Annotated in this window: 23 protein-coding genes; 12 read left to right on the plus strand and 11 right to left on the minus strand. The window is 60.3% G+C overall.

What is annotated here, in order from left to right; translation table 11 throughout:
• Positions 1-52: 52 nt before the first annotated feature.
• Positions 53-1,075: a LacI family DNA-binding transcriptional regulator gene (locus tag C5J26_RS15770; protein ID WP_105402611.1), complete on the minus strand. Its 1,023-nt coding sequence runs from the start codon at positions 1,073-1,075 to the stop codon at positions 53-55.
• Positions 1,076-1,241: 166 nt separating this feature from the next.
• Between C5J26_RS15770 and iolG the strand changes: the two genes are divergently transcribed.
• The 6 genes from iolG (at position 1,242) to C5J26_RS15800 (ending at position 7,306) form a co-directional block, all read left to right on the plus strand.
• The gene (iolG, locus tag C5J26_RS15775; RefSeq protein ID WP_105402612.1) at positions 1,242-2,234 is read left to right on the plus strand and encodes an inositol 2-dehydrogenase; all 993 of its coding nucleotides are present in this window, start codon (positions 1,242-1,244) and stop codon (positions 2,232-2,234) included.
• Between the two features lie 147 nt (positions 2,235-2,381).
• Complete coding sequence (locus C5J26_RS15780) at positions 2,382-3,305, plus strand: sugar ABC transporter substrate-binding protein (RefSeq protein ID WP_105402613.1); 924 nt, start codon at positions 2,382-2,384, stop codon at positions 3,303-3,305.
• A gap of 66 nt (positions 3,306-3,371) precedes the next feature.
• Positions 3,372-4,478 carry an ABC transporter permease gene (locus C5J26_RS15785; RefSeq protein WP_105402614.1) on the plus strand — a complete coding sequence of 369 codons (1,107 nt, stop codon included), beginning with the start codon at positions 3,372-3,374 and terminating at the stop codon, positions 4,476-4,478.
• A 1-nt stretch (position 4,479) separates the two neighbouring features.
• Complete coding sequence (locus tag C5J26_RS15790) at positions 4,480-5,259, plus strand: ATP-binding cassette domain-containing protein (protein WP_046635831.1); 780 nt, start codon at positions 4,480-4,482, stop codon at positions 5,257-5,259.
• Positions 5,260-5,270: 11 nt separating this feature from the next.
• Positions 5,271-6,404 (plus strand): Gfo/Idh/MocA family protein, encoded by a 1,134-nt coding sequence (locus C5J26_RS15795; protein ID WP_105402615.1) that lies wholly within the window; start codon positions 5,271-5,273, stop codon positions 6,402-6,404.
• A 113-nt stretch (positions 6,405-6,517) separates the two neighbouring features.
• A complete protein-coding gene (locus C5J26_RS15800; protein WP_105402616.1) occupies positions 6,518-7,306 on the plus strand; it encodes a TIM barrel protein in 789 nt (262 codons plus the stop codon).
• A 90-nt stretch (positions 7,307-7,396) separates the two neighbouring features.
• Here the strand turns inward: C5J26_RS15800 and C5J26_RS15805 are convergent, their stop codons facing one another.
• Complete coding sequence (locus tag C5J26_RS15805; RefSeq protein ID WP_245441184.1) at positions 7,397-8,182, minus strand: AraC family transcriptional regulator; 786 nt, start codon at positions 8,180-8,182, stop codon at positions 7,397-7,399.
• Positions 8,183-8,242: 60 nt separating this feature from the next.
• Here C5J26_RS15805 and C5J26_RS15810 point away from each other — a divergent pair, with 60 nt between their 5' ends.
• The gene (locus C5J26_RS15810) at positions 8,243-8,779 is read left to right on the plus strand and encodes a peroxiredoxin-like family protein (protein WP_105402618.1); all 537 of its coding nucleotides are present in this window, start codon (positions 8,243-8,245) and stop codon (positions 8,777-8,779) included.
• Positions 8,780-8,854: 75 nt separating this feature from the next.
• Here the strand turns inward: C5J26_RS15810 and C5J26_RS15815 are convergent, their stop codons facing one another.
• The 6 genes from C5J26_RS15815 to C5J26_RS15840 form a co-directional block, all read right to left on the minus strand.
• Positions 8,855-9,142, minus strand: coding sequence for a YciI family protein (locus C5J26_RS15815; protein WP_105402619.1), 288 nt, complete (start codon positions 9,140-9,142; stop codon positions 8,855-8,857).
• A 36-nt stretch (positions 9,143-9,178) separates the two neighbouring features.
• Positions 9,179-9,760, minus strand: coding sequence for a TetR/AcrR family transcriptional regulator (locus C5J26_RS15820; RefSeq protein WP_105402620.1), 582 nt, complete (start codon positions 9,758-9,760; stop codon positions 9,179-9,181).
• A 233-nt stretch (positions 9,761-9,993) separates the two neighbouring features.
• Complete coding sequence (locus tag C5J26_RS15825; RefSeq protein ID WP_105402621.1) at positions 9,994-10,491, minus strand: DoxX family protein; 498 nt, start codon at positions 10,489-10,491, stop codon at positions 9,994-9,996.
• Entirely contained in the window at positions 10,488-11,270 is a 783-nt protein-coding gene (locus C5J26_RS15830; RefSeq protein ID WP_105402622.1) for a DUF2063 domain-containing protein, read from the minus strand. Before C5J26_RS15830 ends, C5J26_RS15825 begins: the two co-directional genes overlap by 4 nt.
• The gene (locus C5J26_RS15835; RefSeq protein ID WP_105402623.1) at positions 11,267-12,148 is read right to left on the minus strand and encodes a DUF692 domain-containing protein; all 882 of its coding nucleotides are present in this window, start codon (positions 12,146-12,148) and stop codon (positions 11,267-11,269) included. The genes C5J26_RS15830 and C5J26_RS15835 overlap by 4 nt, the downstream gene beginning before the upstream one ends.
• A 63-nt stretch (positions 12,149-12,211) precedes the next feature.
• Positions 12,212-12,499, minus strand: coding sequence for a DUF2282 domain-containing protein (locus C5J26_RS15840; RefSeq protein ID WP_046665609.1), 288 nt, complete (start codon positions 12,497-12,499; stop codon positions 12,212-12,214).
• Here C5J26_RS15840 and C5J26_RS32735 point away from each other — a divergent pair.
• Positions 12,498-12,680, plus strand: a complete 183-nt coding sequence (locus tag C5J26_RS32735; protein WP_172723919.1) for a hypothetical protein — start codon at positions 12,498-12,500, stop codon at positions 12,678-12,680. The two genes, C5J26_RS15840 and C5J26_RS32735, sit on opposite strands and share 2 nt — an antisense overlap.
• A gap of 18 nt (positions 12,681-12,698) precedes the next feature.
• On the opposite strand, the gene C5J26_RS15845 is transcribed toward C5J26_RS32735, so the two are convergent.
• The 3 genes from C5J26_RS15845 to C5J26_RS15855 all read right to left on the minus strand — a co-directional run bounded on the left by C5J26_RS15845 (position 12,699) and on the right by C5J26_RS15855 (position 16,458).
• Positions 12,699-13,157, minus strand: a complete 459-nt coding sequence (locus tag C5J26_RS15845) for a hypothetical protein (protein ID WP_105402624.1) — start codon at positions 13,155-13,157, stop codon at positions 12,699-12,701.
• A gap of 173 nt (positions 13,158-13,330) precedes the next feature.
• On the minus strand, positions 13,331-15,379 hold the full coding sequence (locus C5J26_RS15850; RefSeq protein WP_105402625.1) for a TRAP transporter permease: 2,049 nt from the start codon (positions 15,377-15,379) through the stop codon (positions 13,331-13,333).
• A 95-nt stretch (positions 15,380-15,474) separates the two neighbouring features.
• On the minus strand, positions 15,475-16,458 hold the full coding sequence (locus C5J26_RS15855; RefSeq protein WP_105402626.1) for a TAXI family TRAP transporter solute-binding subunit: 984 nt from the start codon (positions 16,456-16,458) through the stop codon (positions 15,475-15,477).
• Between the two features lie 552 nt (positions 16,459-17,010).
• Between C5J26_RS15855 and C5J26_RS15860 the strand changes: the two genes are divergently transcribed.
• The 4 genes from C5J26_RS15860 (at position 17,011) to C5J26_RS15875 (ending at position 21,346) form a co-directional block, all read left to right on the plus strand.
• Positions 17,011-18,393 (plus strand): cache domain-containing protein, encoded by a 1,383-nt coding sequence (locus C5J26_RS15860; protein ID WP_105402627.1) that lies wholly within the window; start codon positions 17,011-17,013, stop codon positions 18,391-18,393.
• On the plus strand, positions 18,390-19,058 hold the full coding sequence (locus C5J26_RS15865) for a response regulator transcription factor (RefSeq protein WP_105402628.1): 669 nt from the start codon (positions 18,390-18,392) through the stop codon (positions 19,056-19,058). Before C5J26_RS15860 ends, C5J26_RS15865 begins: the two co-directional genes overlap by 4 nt.
• Positions 19,059-19,156: 98 nt before the next feature.
• Positions 19,157-19,705, plus strand: a complete 549-nt coding sequence (locus C5J26_RS15870) for a TRAP transporter small permease subunit (protein ID WP_105402629.1) — start codon at positions 19,157-19,159, stop codon at positions 19,703-19,705.
• Between the two features lie 15 nt (positions 19,706-19,720).
• Positions 19,721-21,346: a TRAP transporter large permease subunit gene (locus C5J26_RS15875; protein ID WP_105402630.1), complete on the plus strand. Its 1,626-nt coding sequence runs from the start codon at positions 19,721-19,723 to the stop codon at positions 21,344-21,346.
• Positions 21,347-21,395: the final 49 nt, after the last annotated feature.

Raw genomic sequence — 21,395 nt, forward strand, 5'->3', positions numbered from 1 at the left:
GGTGGTTTCATCGCGGGGGCACCTTCGCGGCCTCTTATTGTCAAGTTAGTCCCTAAGCGCTGTGTCGCGGTATCAATCTTCCCGTGAAAAGACGATTGAGATCCCGCTCTTCCGGATCCGCCAAAACCTTGACGAGGTATTCAACCATTTCCGTAAGGGGCTGCCGATAGGTGGTGAGGCGGTAGTTTGGATTGTCCGCCTGGGGCACGTCGTCAAAGCCTGTGATGGCAATATCCTTGGGAATTTCCAGTCCCAGCTTGTGCCGAATAACGTCACTTGCCCCCATGGCGAGGGCGTCATTCTCGCAAACGATCACATCCGGCAAGTCTGATGGCCCTCGATGGCTTAACGTTTCCATCACGATAGTTCCGGCCAGCGCGGGATCGTAGGCAGGAACCGTCACCGACTCGGGTCGGAACGAGAAATGTTTCCCCCAGTATTCGAGAAATGTTTCTTTCCGGAGCAGATGTGCCGAATAGCTTTGCGGCCCTGCAAGGAATAGAGGACGTCGATATCCGCGTCGATGCACGTAACGCGCCAGTTCGGTCATTGCTCCGACATCATCGACCGCGATCGAGATAGTGTTCGGATTCTCCGAACTGCGGGCGAAGACGATCAGCTTGCGGAAGCGGCGAGCCTGGAGCGCGGTTTCCAGTACGTCGTCGTCAAACTGGATGCCGATCAGGATTACCGCGTCGACGCGCCGCTGGCTTGCATTCAAGAGCGCATGGCCTGCATCGTCTCTGTTCAGCGTATTTACCAGCAGGATATCCCAGCCCTCGCGCCGCAGGATACGGGTGAGGCGCTCCATCATGACCAGTTTGTGCGGATTGGCGAAGTCGTCGATCAGCAGCGCTACCAGGTTGGATCGGTCCGAGGCAAGGCTTGCGGCACGCAGATCAGGCAGATAGCCGAGGCGTTCTGCCGCAACCATCACTTTCTGGAGGCTTTTCGGCGAGATGGATGCATCCTTGCGGAAGGCGCGATTGACCGTCCAGCGCGACACGCCTGCGGCGATTGCGACATCGTCCGCCGTGACGTTTTCGGCAAAAGGGGGTCTCTTTTCGTTTGGCATTCCGATCTCCCGTCTCTGTTTTGTATTGGTTTAGCCTCCATTGATAGCGCCTTTTTCGTTTATCCGATCTTTTTTGCTCGCGGGAGCAGATTTTTCTTGCTCGCGCGAGCAAATGTAGAGATAGTCCATTCCAAGGCGGCGGGAGGCCGCTTTCAGGAGGATATCAGTGCTGAGAATTGGACTGCTCGGTGCCGGCCGCATTGGCCGTGTGCACGCCATTAATATTGCCGGTCATGGCAGGAGCGAACTGGTCGCCGTGTCGGACGTCAACCAAGAGGCTGCGCAGTCTCTAGCCAGCTCCTACGGTGCGAAGGCACTGAGTTCCGAGGCGATCCTCAAGGACGCTTCGATCGACGCCGTGCTGATCGCGACCTCGACCGATACCCATTCCGACTTGATCGAGGAGGCTGCGAAGGCCGGCAAAGCCGTGCTTTGCGAAAAGCCGGTGGATCTTTCGCTGCAGCGGGCCAAGGCATGCTTGGCGGTGGCTTCGGCCACCGGCGTTCCGGTCATGATCGGCTTCAATCGTCGCTTCGATCCGAATTTCGCAAGGATCAAGGCGGCATTGGACGCCGGCGAAATCGGCAAGCCGGAATTGCTTTCGATTACCTCGTTCGACCCGGCTCCGCCGCCGGTCAGCTATATCAAGGTGTCGGGCGGACTATTTCGCGACATGATGATCCACGACTTCGACATGGCGAATTTCCTGATGGGAGATGCGCCGAAGACCCTTCACGCGACTGGCACGTCGATCGTCGATGCCGAAATCGGCGCGGCCGGCGACGTCGATACCGCCGTCGTGACGCTGACTTATGCCGACGGGCGCATCGCGGTCATCAAGAACAGCCGCCGCGCCGTCTACGGTTATGACCAGCGTGTCGAGTTGCTGGGCGCTGAGGGCCTGCTGTCGGCGGCAAACGTGCTCGAAAACACGGTGTCCAAGGCGACGAAGGCCGGCGTGACAAGCGCCAAGCCGGAGTTCTTTTTCCTTGAGCGCTACATGCGCGCCTATGCTGCGGAATGGGATGCCTTCCTGCACGCCATTCTCGACGGTGCCTCCATCCCGGTCACGCTGGCGGACGGCGTTGCGGCGCTGGCGATGGCCGAGGCTGCGACCGAATCGGCACGGTCGGGCCAATCGGTCGATCTGGCGCCTTAAAACATCAGTGCGGTGGCCGCGGCCATCGTGCACGCATTGCCACGGCGCACGGGAGGTGTCGCCGCCGGCTTTCGGTTCCGGCCTGCCTGGCCGGAGGAATGGACGTACGGGAGTGACGTCCAAGGGGAACTTAAACGGGAGGTTAGCATGAAGAAATTATTAGCATCCGTCGCCATCGCCGCGGTAGTCGCGATGGCCGGTCCGGCCCTTGCGACCGACATCATCGTCGTGGCTCACGGCCAGGCGAACGATCCGTTCTGGTCGGTGGTAAAAAACGGCGTTGAAAAGGCGGCTAAGGACACAGGCGTTAAAGTCCAGTTCCGCTCGCCGGAAACCTTCGACATGGTCCAGATGGGCCAGATGATCGACGCCGCCGTCAACCAGGACCCCGACGGTCTCGTCGTCTCGATCCCTGACGGCGACGCGCTGGGTCCGGCGATCAAGCGCGCAGTTGCCGCCGGCATTCCGGTCATTTCCATGAATTCCGGTTCGGACGTCGCGCATAAGCTCGGTGCGTTGCTGCATGTCGGTCAATCGGAATTCGACGCCGGAAAGGTCGCCGGCCAGAAGCTTGCCGAGTTGGGCGGCAAAAAGGCCATTTGCGTCAACCAGGAAGTCGGCAACGTTTCGCTCGACCTGCGTTGCGCCGGCTTCAAGGAAGGCTTCGGCAAGGCAGTCAAGGTGCTCCCGACCACCAACGATCCGGCAGAGGTCGAAGCCAAGGTGCGCGCAGCGCTGGAATCCGATCCGGACTTGAATGTAATCCTGGCACTCAACGCCTCGCTCGTTGGCGAGCCCAGCGTCAAGGCGGCGCAGGCGGTCGGACGCAACGGCGTGTTGATCTCCACCTTCGACCTGTCGGCCGGTTTTCTCAAGTTCATCGCGGACGGCAAGGCGGCATTCGCGATCGACCAGCAGCAGTTCCTGCAGGGTTATCTGCCAGTCGCCTTCCTCGCGCTCAACGCGCAGTATGGCCTTGTTCCAGGTGGCGACGTTCCGTCCGGGCCGAACCTCGTGACCAAGGAGGCTGCCGCCAAGGTCATCGATCTTTCGGCCAAGGGCATCCGTTAACCGCAGTTGATTGCCGGGCCGCAGCGTTCCACGTCGCGGCTCGGCCACCGATCAGGAGACAGGTCAATGTCGACAGAAACGCTGGCGCGAGCGGACGAACGGGTCAAAACCGAGTCCTTCGCAACGAAACTCATGAAGCGGCCGGAACTGGGGGCGATCGGAGGGGTCGTTCTCGTCACCGTGTTCTTTTTCCTGACCGCAGACCGCACCATGTTCACGCTATCCGGGATCATGAACTTCATGACGCCGGCCGCACAGCTTGGCATTCTCGGCATCGCCGCGGCCATGCTGATGATCGGCGGCGAATTCGATTTGTCGATCGGCTCGATGGTGGCCTTTGCGGGCATGGTCTTTGGCGTCTTCGTCGTCAATGTCGGCATGCCGCTCATCATCGCAATACCATTGACGATGGGGCTCGCCGCGGCACTTGGCGTGACCAACGGGCTGATCGTGCTGCGCACCGGGCTGCCTTCATTCATCGTCACGCTCGCAGGTCTGTTCGTGCTGCGGGGCGCATCACTGGTCGGCCTGAAAATGTTCACCGGCGGTTCCACTCAGCTGCGCGGCATCCGCGAAGCGGTCGAGGGGGATTTCCTGGCGCCGATCTTTTCGGGCGACGCCTTCGGATTTATTCTGACATGGCTGGCAAAGGCGGGTCTTGTCGACAGCTTCAAATCCGGCGTGCCAAAGGTGCCGGGCATCCCGGTCGAGATTATCTGGTTCATCGCCTTTGCGCTGGTTGCAACCTATGTCCTGCTGCGCACGCCGGCCGGCAACTGGATCTTCGCCACGGGCGGTGACGCCTTGGCGGCGCAGAATTCCGGTGTGCCCGTACGTCGGGTCAAGATCTCGCTGTTCATGCTGACGGCCATGGCCGCCGCGCTTGTTGCCATCATCACTGTGATCGATGCCGGTTCCACGGATGCCCGCCGCGGCTTCATGAAGGAGTTCGAGGCGATCATCGCCGCGGTCATCGGCGGCTGCCTCCTGACCGGCGGTTACGGTTCCGCGATCGGTGCCTTCTTCGGTGCGATCATCTTCGGCATGGTCACCATCGGGCTGACCTATACCCGCTTCGACCAGGACTGGTTCCAGGTCTTCCTCGGCGCGATGCTGCTGCTCGCGGTGATCTTCAACAACGTCATCCGCCGACGTGTGACCGGAGAACGCTGAGATGTCCGCCCCTATCATCCATATGGAAAACATCAAAAAGCACTATGGCAACGTCATCGCGCTCAATGGCGTGACCTTCGACCTGCTCGCCGGGGAATGCCATTGCCTGCTCGGCGACAACGGTGCCGGCAAGTCGACCTTCATCAAGACCATGTCGGGCGTGCACAAGCCGACCGAGGGCTCCATCACGTTCGAGGGAAGGCCGCTTTCCTTCGATAGCCCGCGCGACGCCATGGAGGCCGGCATCGCCACGGTATTCCAGGATCTGGCAATGATCCCGCTGATGTCCGTGACCCGCAACTTCTTCATGGGACGCGAGCCGACCAAGGGACGGGGCCTGTTCAAGCGCTTCGATATCGACACCGCCAACGAGATCACCATGGCGGAAATGCGCAAGATGGGCATCAATCTGCGTGGCCCCGATCAGGCGGTCGGCACGCTTTCGGGTGGCGAGCGGCAGACGGTGGCGATTGCGCGCGCCGTCTATTTCGGAGCCAAGGTGCTGATCCTCGACGAGCCGACCTCGGCGCTTGGGGTGCGACAGACCGCCAATGTGCTTGCGACCATCAAGCGCGTGCGTGCTCAGGGAATAGGCGTCGTGTTCATCTCCCACAACGTCCGCCATGCGCTTGCCGTGGGCGACCGCTTCACCGTGCTCAACCGCGGGCAGACGCTCGGCACCGCTACGCGCGGCGAAATCACTGCCGCCCAGTTGCAGGACCTAATGGCCGGTGGTCAGGAAATGGCCGAGCTTGAAGGCTCGCTCGGCGGAACGATCTGAGGTAACCCCGAATGGATAAATCGTCTTCATTGCCTCAACGTCCGCTCGGGGTTGCCCTCATCGGCACGGGCTTCATGGGCAAGTGCCACGCCATGGCCTGGCGCAGCGTCGCCGCGGTATTCGGCGGCGCGCATCACCGGCTCGAAATCCTGTCGGATGCCACGCCGGAGAGTGCCGAGGCCTTCGCCCGCCAGTTCGGCTTCGCCCGCGCCACCGCGCGCTGGGAGGAAGCGATAGCCGATCCCAAGGTTGACATCGTCTCGATCACGGCCCCGAACGGCATGCACCGCCCGATGGCCGAGGCAGCGCTCAGGGCCGGCAAGCACGTGTGGCTGGAAAAGCCAATGGCGCTGACGCTCGTAGACGCCGAGGCGATGGCGGCGACGGCGGCCGCACATCCGGGCCAGGTGACCATCCTCGGCTACAACTATCTTAGGAGCCCGGCCTTCCAGGCGGCGCGCGGCCTGATCCGCGACGGCGCGATCGGGCGGCCGGTCGCCTTCCGCGGCGTCTATGACGAAGACTATTCGGCCGACCCGCTCCTCCCGTGGTCGTGGCGGATGACTCACGAGGGTGGCGGACTGGGCGCACTCGGCGACCTTGGCTGCCACCTCGTGAGCCATATGCTGGCGTTGATGGGGTCGGTCACCGATGTGGTCGCCCAGACCCAGGTCACTATCCCCACGCGTCCCTCTCCGGATGGGCCGAAACGGGTCGAGAACGAGGACAGTGCTCTGGCGCTCCTGCGCTTCGCCTCGGGCGCGCAGGGTTCGTTCGCCACCTCCAGGGTGGCGCGGGGCCGCAAGTGCCGGCTGCAATGGGAGGTGCATGGCAGCGACGGCACGATCGTGTTCGATCAGGAGAACATGAACGAATTGTGGGTGCATCGCGCCGGCGAGGCCGGCTTCGTGCGTCATCTGACCGGACCCGGGCAACCGGACTTTACCGCCTTCTGCCCGGCGCCGGGGCACAATTTCGGCTTCAACGAGCAGAAGGTGGTCGAGGCGCGCGACCTGCTGGTGGCGATCGCTGGCGGTCCGAACGCAGGTCCCGATTTCGTCCAAGGGCTCGACATCGAGAAGGTCATTCACGCCATGGCTACCTCGAATGGTGCTGTCATCCGCATTGAAGGGCAGAAACCGTGAGGGCGTGCCCGATGTCATCGGCATCCGGCACGCTTGCCGACATAGCCTGCGGCAGCGCCAGGCCTGATTGAAGACGCACCTTCTTGCGCCCCATAACAATCGAGAGAGTAAACATGGATCAACCCTTCACGCTCGCCGCCTGCGCGGAAATGCTCTGGCGCGACAAGCCGATCGAGTGGCGCTGCGCGCGGTTGGCCGACCTGGGCTTTCAAGTCGGCCTATGGAACTGGCCGGACCACGATCTCGCCGGGCTGGAGAGATCGGGGGCCACGTTCTCGATCATGAACGGCTACCTTACCGGCCGGCTTGCCGACGACGAGGGCGCCGACGAGCTTTTGCGTTCCGCGCGCCAGACGGCCATGGTCGGCAAGCGGCTCGGCGTCGCGCGTCTCAACCTGCATGGAACCGGGCTTGGCGAGGGCGGGCTGCCGGCCCGCCCCAGCGATGTGGTGACAGGACGGATGTGGCTGAAGGCAAGGGACACGCTTTGCCGCATCGCAGACATGGCGGAGGAGGAAGATGTTGTCTTCACGCTGGAAAACCTCAATCTGCCGGTTGATCATCCCGGCACGCCGTTCGGACGTGCCGAGGATACCTTGGCTCTGGTCGCGTCGGTCAACCATCCGCGTTTACGCCTCAACCTCGACCTCTATCACGTGCAGATCGGCGAGGGGAACCTGATCGAAACCTGCCGTGCCTGCCTCCCATGGATCGGCGAGGTGCAGGTGGCCGATGTGCCCGGTCGGTGCGAGCCAGGTACCGGCGAGGTCAATTACCCGATGATAGCGCGCGCGCTCCACGAGATGGGTTATCGTGGGCCTGTCGGCATGGAGGCTTTTGCAAAGGGCGATCCGGAAATTGCCCTCGAGGCATTTCGCGCTGCGTTTACCCTTCGCGGCTAGGAGAGTTTCCGTCCCCGCCTGGCGCCTTTGCCGTCCGACACCAGTCGATGCGCGAAGACCATAGGAACAGGCGGGCGCTTGATCCCGCACCTAGGATCGGACTGATGGCCAGTCGCCAAATTTTCGAAAGAAAGCGCGAGAGAATGCGGCCGCACTGCCAAATCCGACCTGACGCGCCACTGCCTTCACTTTCGCTCCTTTATCGAGCTTCCGTCGAGCAAGAATCAGACGCCATCCGGTCAGGTAAGCCTGCGGCGTCGTGCCGACCACGTCGCGAAACAGGGCCATGAAATGGCTTCGCGACATCCCCGCAGCCGAAGCAAGGTCATCGCTGTTCCAGGCTCGCGCTGGCGCATCATGCATTGCCACTAACGCCCGGTGTAACGCTGGATGGGACAGACCCGCCAGCAAACCCGGTCCAGTCGCCCCGCGGTCGATCGCTGACCTCAGGATAAGCAGGACGATGACTTCGCAAAGCCGGTTAAGGGCGGCGCTTCGTCCGCAGCGCGATTCCAGCGCTTCCGCCATGAAGGCGGCGGTGGTGTCGCGAAGGGTAGGAATGTCATTGACGTCGACGACGACCCGGTCCGGCAAAGCGTTCATCAGTGGGTTATGCGTCCCCTCGAAATCGACCGCCGCGGTTATCAAAGCCGATGGCTCGGGAGACATGTCGCCCCGTGGGTGGAGGGCGATCCGTTCGGCAGGGCCACCCGGTTCTCCAATTACAAACAGCCGGGCACGGCCATCGCTGATCGGTGGCGGTTCCAGCGAGGCTTCCAGCTCGAACGCATCAAAGAAGGCCGTTAGGCGATCGACTTTCGGAAGAATTTTCAGACTTTGGATCATGATTTCTGGACCAATAATGATCGTGATCATGGGATGCACACGCTGTGACGTCAACATGGCGTCAGAAGTTTCACCTAAAGGAGTTGATCGATGTTGGTCCCGAGAACACTGGCCCCCAATTTGACCGTCAAGACTCTTCAGCACGGAGAATTCGATCTCACGCGCGAAAACCCATCGCTCATGACGCTCGTCTGCTTCTATCGAGGCCTTCACTGTCCTGTCTGCGGAAACTATCTCAAGGAATTGGAACGGCTGACGCCGGCCTTCCAGGAGCGTGGCGTGCGCACAATTGCCATGAGCTCCGATGGGGAGGACCGCGCCCGGCAAATGGCAGACAAGATCGGTGCAGAACATCTGCGTATCGGTTATGGCCTGCCCTTGAGCACGGCCCGGCAATGGGGTCTCTATATCTCCGCCTCGCGCGGAAAAACGTCGATCGGCATCGAGGAGCCGGAGCTTTTTTCAGAGCCGGGCGTATTCTTGATCAGACCGGACCAGACCGTCTATTGGCTCTCGGTGCAATCCATGCCGTTTGCGCGGCCGATTTTCGCCGAGATGGTGCAGGCTTTGGACTTCGTGATCAAGAACGACTACCCGGCGAGAGGCGAATATACGGGTGAGGTTTAAGTCCGCTTGGTCGCAGTCAGCACACCAACGGCAGCGCGGCTGCCCGTCCGGGTCCGGGATCGTCGCGCTCATACCTCAAACTTTGAGAAAAGCCAGGCGGTCATCCGTGCGGCCGGGTGCGATTTCGAGGATGTCGGCGGTGACGACATCTTCCACAACAAAGGGGTCTTGCCGAACGCGTGTTTCCAGATCGGCGCGGGAGGTATTGTGGGCGAGAACCGCGCCGCCGGCGCTTGGCTGAATGCTTCCGCTCAGGAGGAAAATGCCGTCGTCGAAGCCTCGCTTGAGCCAGGCATTGTGCCCTTCCATCAAGGCAGGCGCTTTGGCCTTGTTGGCAGAGAATTTGAGTGTAACGACGAACATAGGCGACCCCTCGGAAATTCTGGACGGAAACGGGTTCTACTTGGGTGATGACGTGGGTTGCTGCGCTGCCAGCCATTGGCACATGTCTTCAACCTCACGGTGCACGAACGCCTCATCGCGAAACGCGGTCGCGAGCGCGGCCACACCCTGGCTGCGCATGAGAATGTGCATGGCGAACTCATCGGCGCCGGTGTCATGGCCGATGTCTCTGAACTGGCGCGACAGCCAGTCGCGGAACAAAGTGAACAGCTCGGCCGCCCTGTTCTTGGCAACATGATCGAGCTTGGCGAGTTCATTGCATAGCGTTCCGACCGGGCAGCCATGGGCCATGATCTTCGCCTGGTTCATGATGAGGATGTTGATGAAGCTGCGGATGCGGTCGGTCGGCGTTTTCCCCTCAACCTCCCACGCATCGAGCATCGCCCTTGTCTTTGAAAGGCGATGGGCGATCACGGCTTCGAGAATCTCGTCCTTGGTCTTGAAGTGATAGTAGAAGTTCCCACGCGAAAGCCCCACGACCGCCGCGATGTCCGCGAAGGACGTCGTCTCGAAACCTCGCTCGTAGAAGAGCTTGTCGGCTGCTTCAACAATCTGCTCTCGCGTAGTCGTGGCGACCAAAATTCCGCTCCTCTGAATGCGCTTTGCTAAAAGCGCATTCATTTCCTTAGGACGATTGACCTAGAGCCTTTTAGGACATTTGACCTACAAATATCAAGAATTTTTTTGGGCGGAATGCATAGTTGCGAGAGTGGAGCTGTCGAACAGCTTAGCCGATTGACGCGGCCCCTTGGGACGTCTCCAGGTTAGGCGGATTGAGAGTATTCAACCGGTTCGAGATGGGCCGAGCTTCGTCATTCGCTGCGAAGTTTGACCAAGGGATCAAGTGCGATCCTGCCGCCGCCGTACACGACAAGGGTCAGCGCCATGGCGGCCCATGGAAGATGGAAGTTGGCCCAGCCGTCCGGGATAGTGAGCTGGATCACTGCCGTCATCGCCAGCAGGCCAAGAGCCGCATAGCGGGTGAAAAGGCCGAGAACCAGCAGGACGGGCAGGGCAAGTTCGGCAATCCCGGCCGCCGCCGCCATGGTCAACGGCATAGGGTAGGAGAATTGGCTGCCGAATATATGCAGCTTGAATTCCTGTTCGAACAGAAATCTGGCCCCGGTCGAGAGGGTCAGGAATCCGTCCCACTTCGTCAGCCCCGATTTGAAGAACGGGATGGCCAGGCCGATGCGCAGCGCCAGCAGCGGCAGTGACTGCGGAATTGATGCGAGCAGGTGTTCGGCACGATGATGAAGCGAGACAAGTGCCACGCCGAGACCGCGGGAGGAAGCACGTTCGATGGTCATGGAAGTTCTCCTTCAATAGGTTCAAAGGCGCTGAATACGCCAAGGCCGATCAGACCGATCAAAGCCGATCCGAAATCGAAATCGGGCGCGGCGGCGAATGCCGCCTGCGCTGCCTCGCCGAGGGTCGCCCCCTCAAGGAGGCAGGCCGCGAACGCCGCGTCCCGCGGAGGTAGGACATGTATCTCGACGTGCATTGCCGGCCGCACGATCAGCACGGTCTCGGCCTGCCAGTCGGCTACCGTTGCCACGGTCTCGCCCTGGTGGGCGCTCCAGATGGTGCCGGCCGGAAAGCCCGACTGCACGAGCCGGGCCGAGGGATGCGGAACGAGCGCCATGTCGGAAATTCGTTCTGGCGCCACGCTGGCAAGTGCGGCGACGCCGAGCGGCAATCTGTCCGCCGCATGATAGGCCCGGGTCCAGGCAACCTCGATGCGGGCGACATCGGGAAGATAAGGGAGAGAAGCCGCGGGCGGAAATGCCGCGATGAAATCGGGGAAGTCATCGCCATAGTGCATGATCAGTGGCGAGGCCGGCTTGTGATCTGCGGCGTAGGCGCGGGCCATACCGGCAAAGAATTCGGAGCCGACGAGCCGCTTCGTCACCGGGAAGCGCTGGCCGAGTGCCGTCGTCAGCCCGACATAGACATTGTTGCGGTAGACGGCGAAACGCGATGGATCGGCTGTACCGCGGGCGGTGGTGATGCCTTGCGGAAGCGGCTGATCCGGATGCAGCAGGGCGACGGCGAAGGCATCCTGGCTTTCGATGAAACCCATGGTCATGCCGCCCGGTTGGCACGGCGTTTTACGGCCGCAGCGTTCAACATGGCATCGGCGCGAACCGCCTCTGCCCGAAGGGAGGCAAAATCCGGGACGTCGTTGTCCCACTCGATCAATGTCGGCAGGGGACCGCTCCGGGACAGAGTGTGTCGGTAAAGCTCCACCACATCGGTTCTGACGGTGCTGCCATGGGCGTCGATCAGCAGCCGGTCACCCACGCTGTCGACGGTTTCGTTATAGCCGGCCAGGTGGATTTCACCAACCAGTTCGATCGGGAAACGGTCGATATAGGCGACTGGATCGAGACGGTGGTTTACGGCCGAAACCATGACATTGTTGACGTCGAGGAGCAGCCCGCAGCCGGTGCGGTCGGCGATCTCCGTCAGGAAATCCACTTCCTCGATCGTGCTCTCGGAGAACAATAGATAGGTCGACGGATTTTCGAGCAACATTTGCCGGCCGAGCCATTGCTGCGTCTCATCGACATGGTCGACGACCCGCGCCAGCGTTTCGGCCGTATAGGGCAGCGGCAGAAGGTCGTTGAGGAAGCCGGTCTCGTGGGTCGACCAGGCCAGATGTTCCGAAAAGCTCTGCGGCCGGTAACGATCGATGAGGTCACGAAGCCGCTTCAGATGTTCTCTGTCGAGGTCGCGCGCTGCACCAATCGACAGGCCGACGCCATGGAGGGACAGCGGATAGAGGTCGGCGACTGCCTCGAGATAGCGGTGCGGTGGCCCGCCAGCACCCATGTAGTTTTCGGCATGGACCTCGAAAAAGCCGACATCCGGCTTGATGGCGAGAATGGTTTCGTAATGCTCCGGCTTGAGGCCGAGGCCGGCGCGTGGCGGCAAGGCGGTGGAGCGGTTTGCGGAAACGGTCATTGCTGTTCTCCCTGTATCGACGGATAAGGCGGAGGCCCGGCCAAACCGGGCCTCCGCCGGGGATCAACCCTTCATGGGCTGCAGCATGCCTTTGTGGCCGTTGACATTCATCGAGGTGCAGGTGCCGGCGGGGACGGCCTTCCAGGCATTGCCCTGATAGTCGGCCGTCGAGGTGCCTGCGCAGGTGGTGCCGGGGCCGGCGGCGCAATCGTTCTGACCCTTCAGTGCGATGCCATAGCATTTCTCGTTGCCGACCATCTTTTCCGGCGCCAGCGGTGCGGCGAAGGAAACGGATGCGATTGCCGATGCGAGCGAGCCGGCGAGGGCGAGGGTGAGCGTGGAACGGTTCATGGATGATCTCCTCTTTGAAGTCCGCAGGCCGGTGATCGGCTGCGTAACCACCCATTCGATGGGGAGAGCCCGACGTTACGCTTTGCCGCGAACACAAGTTCGTGATCGCTTTTTGGTCTTGACGCCCGACACCACCTTGGTGCGCGTCCACCAGCAGGCCGCCGCCGGAAAAGGGGGATAAAACTTAGGTGCTGGCGGCTTACGGGCTTGCAAACCGGGTGAGGGAAGTTTCGCCCGTCCAATCCAATTCCCGCGGGTCATAGCGGACAGTGCGGATCGCAAAGGAAAGCGGGTTTAGTCCGTAACACGTCGAGAAGGTATCTCCCGGCGCGATGGCTTCACCACTCGTATGGGACGCCCTGTAAACGATCGCATTGCGTTGCTTGGCAACCAGGCTGAACGAGACAGTCTCAAGGGCTCTGTCCGCATGGTTGGTAATCCGGACCGAGACCGGCATATCTGGATTTGGGCACAACTGGGGATCGGAGTTCGCCAAGATGGAGACAGACTGGTTCGACGGCTCTTGCTCGCTTTTCCGATCCGTGGCGAGCCAAAACCCGACCCAGGCAACGGCGAGCAAAGCGACCACAACGGCGCTAGCTCTGCGCGAAAACAAAAAGATTATCAAAACTATCGCGCCGCCGATCAGCCAACCCATTGTGGCCTCGCGACATTGTGGCTGATGATTGTCTTCATCGCTCCTACCTAGGTTTGAAGCAGGTGCAACGCAATGGAAGGAATTGGCATGGGTATTCTTTCGCTGCCCTGATGTCAGACGCCGCTACGTGTTGACCACTCCTCAGCGGTCTCGGTTGGGGTGCTGGCCGCCTCTTAAGCGTGCACCCGGCGGACCGCAGTGAGCTGCCGACCCAAGACAGGGACGACCAAAAGCAGCCCCACCAGCGACGACACAAGTTCAGGAACGACCAACAGGATCGCGGCTAAAATCAGGAGTGTTCGTTCCCACCAGACGGTTCTGACAAGCAAGAAGCCGGAAAGGGCGGAACCGAGGCATGTAATCCCCAAGACGCACCCGACGAAGGCGATCGTGAAGTTGCTCCAGGAGAAGTTGGCGGTCACAAGCAGAAGGGAAGGCGAGAACACGAACACGAACGGTACGAGCACTTTTCCCAAACCGAGGCGAAATGCGGTGTTGCCTGTCTTGAAGGGATCGGCGCCCGCCATGCCGGCCGCGGCATAGGCCGCGAGCGCTACGGGAGGTGTGATGTCGGCCAGCACCCCGTAATAGAAGACGAAGAAATGCGCGACGATCGGCTCAACGCCGAGCAAGCCAAGTGTCGGGGCGGCAATCGTTGCCATGATGATGTAATTGGCAGTCGTCGGAATGCCGCAGCCCATCAGAATGCAGACGACACCGGTCATGATGAGGGTGAATAACAATGTCAGTGTCTGCGGCCCGAACCAGGCGGCCGGAACCATCGTACCGACCCAGCTTGCCATTTCCGCCGCCGTCGTCGTGACGATGTAGGAAATCTTGAAGCCGACGCCGGTCAGCGTCACGACCCCCACGATGATGCCAACCGTTGCCGCCGCCGCGCCGACGGCGAGCGCATATTTTGCACCGTCCCGCAGGCCCTCGAAGACTTCCGTCACCGACATGCGCCGGCGCGGATTGATGAGACCAACGGCGATGCAAAGCGTGATGCCCCAGAATGCAGCGAGGTAGGGTGTGTAGCCGGAAAGCAGGATGCCAATCAGCACGACAAGCGGGATGATGGTCGGCCAGTCGCGCTTTAAGGCTTCCTTCAGATCCGGCATTTCGTCATCGGTCATGCCTCGAAGGCCCTCCCGCTTCGCCTCGAAGTGAACCTGAACCAGAACGCCGAAGAAATGCATGAAGGCCGGAACGATCGCCGCCAGGATGATCGTCGTGTAGGGGAGATCAAGGAACTCGATCATCAGGAATGCCGCGGCGCCCATGATCGGCGGGGTAATCTGGCCACCGGTGGAAGATGCGGATTCGACGGCCGCTGCAAATGTGCGCTTGTAGCCGAGCCGGATCATTGCCGGGATCGTCAGCGAGCCGACAGTCACCGTGTTGGCGACGGACGAGCCGGATATCATGCCAAACAGTGCCGATCCGAAAATCGATATCTTGGCCGGACCACCGGCGTAGCGGCCAGCAACCCATGCCGCGCAATCGAGAAAGAGCTGGCCGAGCCCGATACGTGTCGCAAACACCCCGAACAGCACGAAATGGAAGACGTAGGTGGCAACGACGCCAAGCGCGATGCCGTAGATGCCCTGGCTGGTCAGATAGAGGTGATTGATCAACTGCGAGAAGGTCGCGCCGGGATGGACCAGAATTCCCGGCATGGACGGCCCGTACAGAGAGTAGACCATGAACAGGACGGCGATGATCGGCAAAGGCCAGCCCACCGAGCGGCGCGTTGCTTCGAGAAGGACCAGAACCAGCACACCACCCAGCACAACATCCGTCGGCGTCGGATTTCCGACACGGAAGGCGAGGTCATCGAGCGGAATGAATGGCACGTGCATGACGGCGACGACCGCACCGATTGCCAGTGCCCAATCGAAGAGCGAGATGCCGAGTGGCCGCAGCACAGTCGAAGGTGCCGGCTCGCCGTAACCGCGCCTTGAGAAGGGAAATACCAGGAATATCAGTCCAAGGACGAAAGACAGGTGGATGCCGCGATGCAGCACCTCAGACAGAAGGCCGAAGCCGGCGGTGTAATAATGAAAGAGGGACAACGCGATCAGCAGGGCCCCGACCAGCCGCGCAACAAGTGGCGCCAGCGGCCGAAACCGGATTTCCGCATCGAACTGCTCTTCGAGCTCGCGCGCCTTTGCTTCGTCAAGCTCCATCGGAGAGGTCTTGCCGGCTGTGCCGTCGCTCATGTCGGAAATCCTTAGCGATAATACTGCTATAACGGTCGATGCGGCGGCCTGCCTCAGCCTGCCGCCGCATCACCAATTACATGTTAGGTGCCTGTTTACTTCAGGACGCCGGCTTCCTTGTAGAATTTCTCTGCGCCCGGATGGAGGGGAATGCCAAGGCTGGTCGTTGCATTTTGAAGAGTGATCATCTTGCCCTTCGCATGTCCAGCATCGAGCGCAGCGCGCGTCGCTCCGTTCCACATGACCTTGGTGATCTTGTAGACCAACTCGTCCGACTGCTTGGCGCTGGTAACCCACTGTGCCGCAACCGAGATCGTCGGTGTTTCAGCAACACCCTTGTAGGTGTTAGCCGGGACAGTATCCTTCGAAAAAAAGGTGTAGTCCTTGATCAGCTTGTCAACTTCCGGACCACTGATCGGTACAAGCGAGATGCCACTGGACGTGGCCAGTTCGGAGATAGCCCCGGTCGGATAACCACCAACAAAGAAATACGCATCCAGTCCCCCGTCACGCAGGCGGTCGCCGGCCGGGCCAGGCTTGAGGTGCTCGGCCTTGATATCGCTTTCCTTCAATCCGTAGGCACCGAGCACGATACGGGCGTCGACGATCGTCCCCGAGCCTGGTTCATCAATGGAAACGCGCTTACCCTTAAGGTCTGCAACCGATTTGATGCCCGCATCCTTGCGCGCAACAAGATGGATGGTTTCCGGATACAGCGTGGCAATCAGGCGAAGGTCTTCGACTTTGCCCTTTCCTTCATAGAGGCCCGTGCCGCTGTGCGCCCAATAAGCGACGTCCGACTGGGTGAACCCCGATTCCATCGATCCGCCCTGGATCGCGTTGATGTTGGCCACGGACCCATTGGACGCAACAGCTGTGGAAACGAGGCCGGCAACACCCTTGTCGCCGGCGCCTGAAATTGCGTTGGCGATCAATCCCCCGATCGGATAGTAGGTTCCAGCAGTCCCGCCCGTACCAATTCTAAAAAAGGCCGGCGCCTGCGCGCCTGCCAAGCTGGCACCGAGAGCGAGCACCCCCACGATGGCGCCGATCGACATGAAACGTTCGCTGATGTTCATCGATGTCCCCTTTTACCTGTTTCGGTGAACATGATGAATGTGCCCAGTGGTTGTCAACCAAAAGTGATGCGGTCAGGTTCGATCAACCTGGGGCTAGATCTCAAGTGCCAGTCTCGCCTCGGGTCTGACGTTTGGCGGCGGCCGGAGCATCCACACGTCCCCGGCCGCTTTGCTCGCCACAAGTATCTCACCACGTGTACACGAGCGGACCGAACCTACGAACAAGGCGTTGTCAGTCAATAGGGCCTTAAGGCTGAAGATGAAGCGGCCGTAATCGCCAGTTGCAGTCACTGTGATCTAAGGGGCAGGGCAAGGCTGATTGCTGGATCGATGGCGGCATTGAGGATTTCGCCTGCGTGGCCGGCAGTTACTGGAGTCTCGCAAGCTGATGGTCTGCTCGTCCTGGAGAGGATGCGAGGCGGATGTTGCTCTTTTGCATTGGTGTCAGCCGATGATCCTGATAATGCTGCGAGCAAGCGTCGACGGCTCGAACAATCTCTGATCGCCCGGCGGCCTGTATTCGCCCATCTATGGCTCGTCGGGGGAAACGCCTTGCACCTGCGTCATCAAATCGTGGCCCTGGCAATCGTGCCACTCATCGTCGCGATCCTGACCGTCACGGCGTTTATCACCTGGCAGTCCACAAGGCTCGCCCAGAGCAGTATCGAGACGTTCGAGCGCAACATGCTGAAGGCGAAAGAAACCGAGCTTCTTAACCTTACGAACCTGGCAATTTCTGCAATTCAGGACATTTATGCCGATGCCGGACAACAGGACGAGGCTGCCAAGGAGAGGGTCAGATCGATCCTGACCGCGTTGGACTACGGGACCGACGGTTATTTCTTCGTCTACGATTATGACGGCAACAATGTTGTCCATCCGCGCCAGACCTTCCGTCCAGGGCACAATTGGCTCGATCTCACCGATCCTGACGGAGACAAGGTGATCGCCAATCTCATTGCCAAGGCAAAGGAAGGCGGTGGATTGCATCAGTACAAGTGGGAAAAACCATCAAGCGGCGAGATAGCGGATAAACTCTCTTTCGCTGTCGGTCTCGAGAAGTGGAAGTGGATGGTCGGCACGGGCGTATATCTTGATGATGTTTACGCGCAGACCGCTGCCGCGAATGCCGATACGCGGAGGAACATCCGGGGGACATTCACGATTGTCGCTCTGATTGCGGTACCGGCCGTTCTCCTGGTCTTTGCGACCTGCCTATGGATCACCCTTCATGAGCGCCGCCTCGCCGATCACAAGCTCACCGCCCTGACCCAGCGGGTCATCGATGCCCAGGAGGAAGAGCGGACAAGGCTTGCACGAGAGCTGCATGACGGCATTTCACAGAGCCTTGTCGGCGTTCGATACGCAATCGACCTCGCCAGCCGAAAAGCGAAAGGTAACGCAGACGATGCGTCTGCCGCGATTGATCGTGGAGCCGAGGCTCTGACCCAGGCGATCAAGGAGGTAAGACGTCTTTCGCATGAATTGCGGCCAAGGGTGCTGGACGATCTGGGACTGACGCCGGCGCTGAAATCACTGGCGCAAAATTTCGGCGAGAGAACCGGTATCGAAATCGACGTGCAGGCGGACGGGCCCGACGTTTTGAAGGCCGAAGCAAGTACTGCGCTTTACAGAATAGCGCAGGAAGCTTTGACCAATATAGAAAGACATGCGGGGGCCAGTCGGGTGAACGTTCGGCTTTGGCGGGAACGCCAACGCGTTCGGATGACCATTTCCGACGATGGCGGCGGTTTCGACGGGAGCTCCGCTGGCGCTTGGCCCAAGAGTGGCGGCTTGGGCTTGAGGAATATGCAGGAACGCATGTCCCATTTTGGAGGTATGTTACTGGTCAAATCCTCGGCGGATGGGACAACTTTGACCGCTATGCTTCCGAAATCCGCCAATCGACCGGAAGATAAGCAGGTGGCGGCTTGACGGTCCCGGATCGAATTAAGGTCCTTCTCGTGGACAATCACCCGCTCGTACTCGAGGGGCTAAAGGCGCTGCTCGAAACCTACGGGCACATAGAAGTCGTGGGAACGGCCATTCAGGCCAGCACAGGCTTAGACGCGGCACGGCGGACCTTGCCGCACGTCGTCCTGATGGATATCAACATGCCGCAATTGAACGGCGTCGAGGCCATCGACCTATTCAAGGCGGCGGTTCCCGAGACCCGGATCCTGATGCTCTCCATGCATGAAAACCGTGAGTATATCTCGGCCTCGGTCTTGAGGGGGGCCGCCGGATATATCCTGAAGGATGTTCCGACGGAGGAGATTGTCGCCGCGATCGAAGCCGTTGCTTCCGGTGGCAGATATTTCTCGTCAGGGGTTTCCGAAGCGCTTCTTTCACGCAAGGGCACCGAGGGTTCCGACGGTCTGACAGCGCGGGAACGGGACGTGCTCATCAAGATCGCCGCCGGAAGCAGCAATCGTGATATTGCGGATGTGCTGGCCATTTCAGCCGCAACTGTTGAAACCCACCGCAAGAACATAAAGAAAAAGCTCGGGATCGCTACGACGGCCGGGCTGATCCGGTATGTGATGGAGAATGGCGTGTCGTCGCCTGACGTTTCCTCGGCTCTACCCACTTCTGGGTAGCCTCGTTCATTTCACCTCACCACGCTCTTGTTCGCTCCTCGCCGGCGACGTAGCACTGCCTCCCAGTTCCCGCGAAATCGGGCTTGGGAGGAAATTTCATGTCCAACTTGCTGTCGCTGTCGCGTCTCATAGACGCGGCGAACACGATCATCGGTAAGGCGGTTTCGTGGCTCATACTGCTCGCCATCGTGATCAGTGCGGCGAACGCCACCACGCGAAAACTGTTCAATCTCAGCTCCAACGCATGGCTTGAGGCTCAGTGGTACCTGTTCTCTGCGGGGTTCCTGATTGCGGCCGGCTACACGCTTCTCAACAACGAACATGTTAAAGTCGACCTCGTCTACGGGCGTCTGTCGCGCAAATCACAATTGTGGATCGAGATCCTCGGCACGCTGTTCTTCCTGTTCCCGTTCTGCCTCATCACAATCTACCTGTCATGGCCAAGGGTGACGTCAAAGTTCATCAGCGGCGAGATTTCCAACAATACCGGAGGGCTGCTCCTCTGGCCTGTGTGGGCGATGATCCCGCTCGGATTCGGCCTGCTGGCTCTGCAGGGGCTTTCCGAACTCATCAAGCGGATCGCAATTCTTCGCGGCGACATACCGGACGCAATCGCGCTGGCTGACGCTGAAGCACATACCCTCTAAGGCCGAGGCATCCGAATGTTTGCATTTTTCGCGGAAAACCTCGCGCCGATCATGTTTCTTTCACTGATCGTCGTGCTGTTGATAGGCTATCCGGTCGCCTTCGCACTGGCCTTTGTCGGTTTCGTTTTCGGCTTCATCGGCATTGAGATGGGGCTTCTGCCCGTCAATCTGTTCGGCGCCATTCCCGACCGCATTTTCGGCCAGATGTCGAACGAGACACTGCTGGCGATCCCGTTCTTCACCTTCATGGGTCTGATCCTGGAGCGAAGCGGCATGGCCGAGGAGTTGCTGGATACCATCGGCCAGCTTTTCGGACCCGTCAGGGGTGGGCTCGCTTTTGCCGTCATCTTCGTTGGCGCGATCCTGGCGGCAACGACAGGGGTCGTTGCCGCCTCGGTCATTTCCATGGGCCTGATCTCACTGCCGATCATGATGCGCTACGGCTACGACCGGCGAGTCGCGGCCGGTACCATCGCGGCTTCCGGAACGCTGGCCCAGATCATTCCGCCAAGCCTCGTGCTGATCATCCTCGCGGATCAGCTTGGTCGATCAGTCGGCGATATGTACAAAGGTGCACTTGTTCCGGGCCTGCTATTGGTGGCAGCCTATGCCGGCTATATCATCCTGATGTCGTTCATTCGGCCGCTGAGTGTCCCGGCTTTGCCGATCGAAGCGCGCTCGCTGCGTGGCTGGAAGCTGCTGCGGAAGGTGATCATCTCGCTGGTTCCGCCGCTTGTCCTGATCTTCCTGGTGCTTGGCACGATCTTCATCGGTCTCGCGACGCCAACCGAGGGCGGCGCCATGGGAGCAGTGGGCGCCCTTGCACTTGCGGCTATCAATCGCCGTCTCAATCTGGCGATGGTCAAATCGGCACTTTATGCGACGGTGAAGCTATCGTCGTTTGTGATCTTCATCCTGCTCGGGGCTCGCGTGTTCTCGCTGACCTTCTATGGTGTTAACGGCCACATCTGGGTCGAGCACTTGATGACATCGGTGCCAGGTGGTGAGATCGGCTTTCTGATTGTCGCCAATCTTCTGGTCTTCTTCCTGGCGTTTTTCCTCGACTACTTCGAGCTTGCCTTCATCATCATACCCTTGCTGGCGCCAGTGGCCGACAGCCTCGGAATCGATCTGATCTGGTTCGGGGTCATGCTGGCGATCAATATGCAGACCTCGTTCATGCATCCGCCATTCGGGTTTTCCCTCTTCTACCTTCGTTCGGTTGCGCCCAGCCGCGCTTACAAAGACCGGCTCACGGGCGCGACGATCCAGCCCGTAACGTCCGGCCAGATCTACATGGGAGCGCTGCCTTATCTCGCAATCCAGCTGGTGATGGTCATTGTCGTGATCGTGTTCCCGGGCCTGGTGACGCACTACAAATCCGGAGCGGTGGCGGTCGATCCGAATACCATTCAGATCAACGTGCCGATGCCTGGAGAGGGCGGACTTAGCCCATTTGGAACGCCGACCCAACCATTCGGGGCACCGGAACCATCTAGTGGCGGTTCAGCCCCGCCAAGCTTTGATTCGCCGCCGCCAACCTTTGGAGTTCCGGCACCGGGTGCCGAGCCTGCACCGCCAAGCTTCGGTTCACCGACACCCAGCTTTGGCGCTCCACCCGCGAGCGGAACCAATCCCTGACGACACCCGACGAACGTCGGCGTCTATGCCCCTGGCCTTAGGCCTGGCC

It is taken from the genome of Neorhizobium sp. T7_12, from assembly GCF_002968535.1.
Taxonomy (GTDB): domain Bacteria; phylum Pseudomonadota; class Alphaproteobacteria; order Rhizobiales; family Rhizobiaceae; genus Neorhizobium; species Neorhizobium tomejilense.

Coding starts and splice junctions, on each gene's coding strand:
- C5J26_RS15830 (WP_105402622.1), bottom strand. CDS start 11,270: ATGACCATGGGTTTCATCGAAAGCCAGGATGCCTTCGCCGTCGCCCTG.
- C5J26_RS15790 (WP_046635831.1), top strand. CDS start 4,480: ATGTCCGCCCCTATCATCCATATGGAAAACATCAAAAAGCACTATGGC.
- C5J26_RS15875 (WP_105402630.1), top strand. CDS start 19,721: ATGTTTGCATTTTTCGCGGAAAACCTCGCGCCGATCATGTTTCTTTCA.
- C5J26_RS15800 (WP_105402616.1), top strand. CDS start 6,518: ATGGATCAACCCTTCACGCTCGCCGCCTGCGCGGAAATGCTCTGGCGC.
- C5J26_RS15840 (WP_046665609.1), bottom strand. CDS start 12,499: ATGAACCGTTCCACGCTCACCCTCGCCCTCGCCGGCTCGCTCGCATCG.
- C5J26_RS15835 (WP_105402623.1), bottom strand. CDS start 12,148: ATGACCGTTTCCGCAAACCGCTCCACCGCCTTGCCGCCACGCGCCGGC.
- C5J26_RS15805 (WP_245441184.1), bottom strand. CDS start 8,182: ATGATCACGATCATTATTGGTCCAGAAATCATGATCCAAAGTCTGAAA.
- C5J26_RS15795 (WP_105402615.1), top strand. CDS start 5,271: ATGGATAAATCGTCTTCATTGCCTCAACGTCCGCTCGGGGTTGCCCTC.
- C5J26_RS15810 (WP_105402618.1), top strand. CDS start 8,243: ATGTTGGTCCCGAGAACACTGGCCCCCAATTTGACCGTCAAGACTCTT.
- C5J26_RS15870 (WP_105402629.1), top strand. CDS start 19,157: ATGTCCAACTTGCTGTCGCTGTCGCGTCTCATAGACGCGGCGAACACG.
- C5J26_RS15780 (WP_105402613.1), top strand. CDS start 2,382: ATGAAGAAATTATTAGCATCCGTCGCCATCGCCGCGGTAGTCGCGATG.
- C5J26_RS32735 (WP_172723919.1), top strand. CDS start 12,498: ATGGATGATCTCCTCTTTGAAGTCCGCAGGCCGGTGATCGGCTGCGTA.
- C5J26_RS15785 (WP_105402614.1), top strand. CDS start 3,372: ATGTCGACAGAAACGCTGGCGCGAGCGGACGAACGGGTCAAAACCGAG.
- C5J26_RS15845 (WP_105402624.1), bottom strand. CDS start 13,157: ATGGGTTGGCTGATCGGCGGCGCGATAGTTTTGATAATCTTTTTGTTT.
- C5J26_RS15815 (WP_105402619.1), bottom strand. CDS start 9,142: ATGTTCGTCGTTACACTCAAATTCTCTGCCAACAAGGCCAAAGCGCCT.
- C5J26_RS15825 (WP_105402621.1), bottom strand. CDS start 10,491: ATGACCATCGAACGTGCTTCCTCCCGCGGTCTCGGCGTGGCACTTGTC.
- C5J26_RS15770 (WP_105402611.1), bottom strand. CDS start 1,075: ATGCCAAACGAAAAGAGACCCCCTTTTGCCGAAAACGTCACGGCGGAC.
- C5J26_RS15855 (WP_105402626.1), bottom strand. CDS start 16,458: ATGAACATCAGCGAACGTTTCATGTCGATCGGCGCCATCGTGGGGGTG.
- C5J26_RS15850 (WP_105402625.1), bottom strand. CDS start 15,379: ATGAGCGACGGCACAGCCGGCAAGACCTCTCCGATGGAGCTTGACGAA.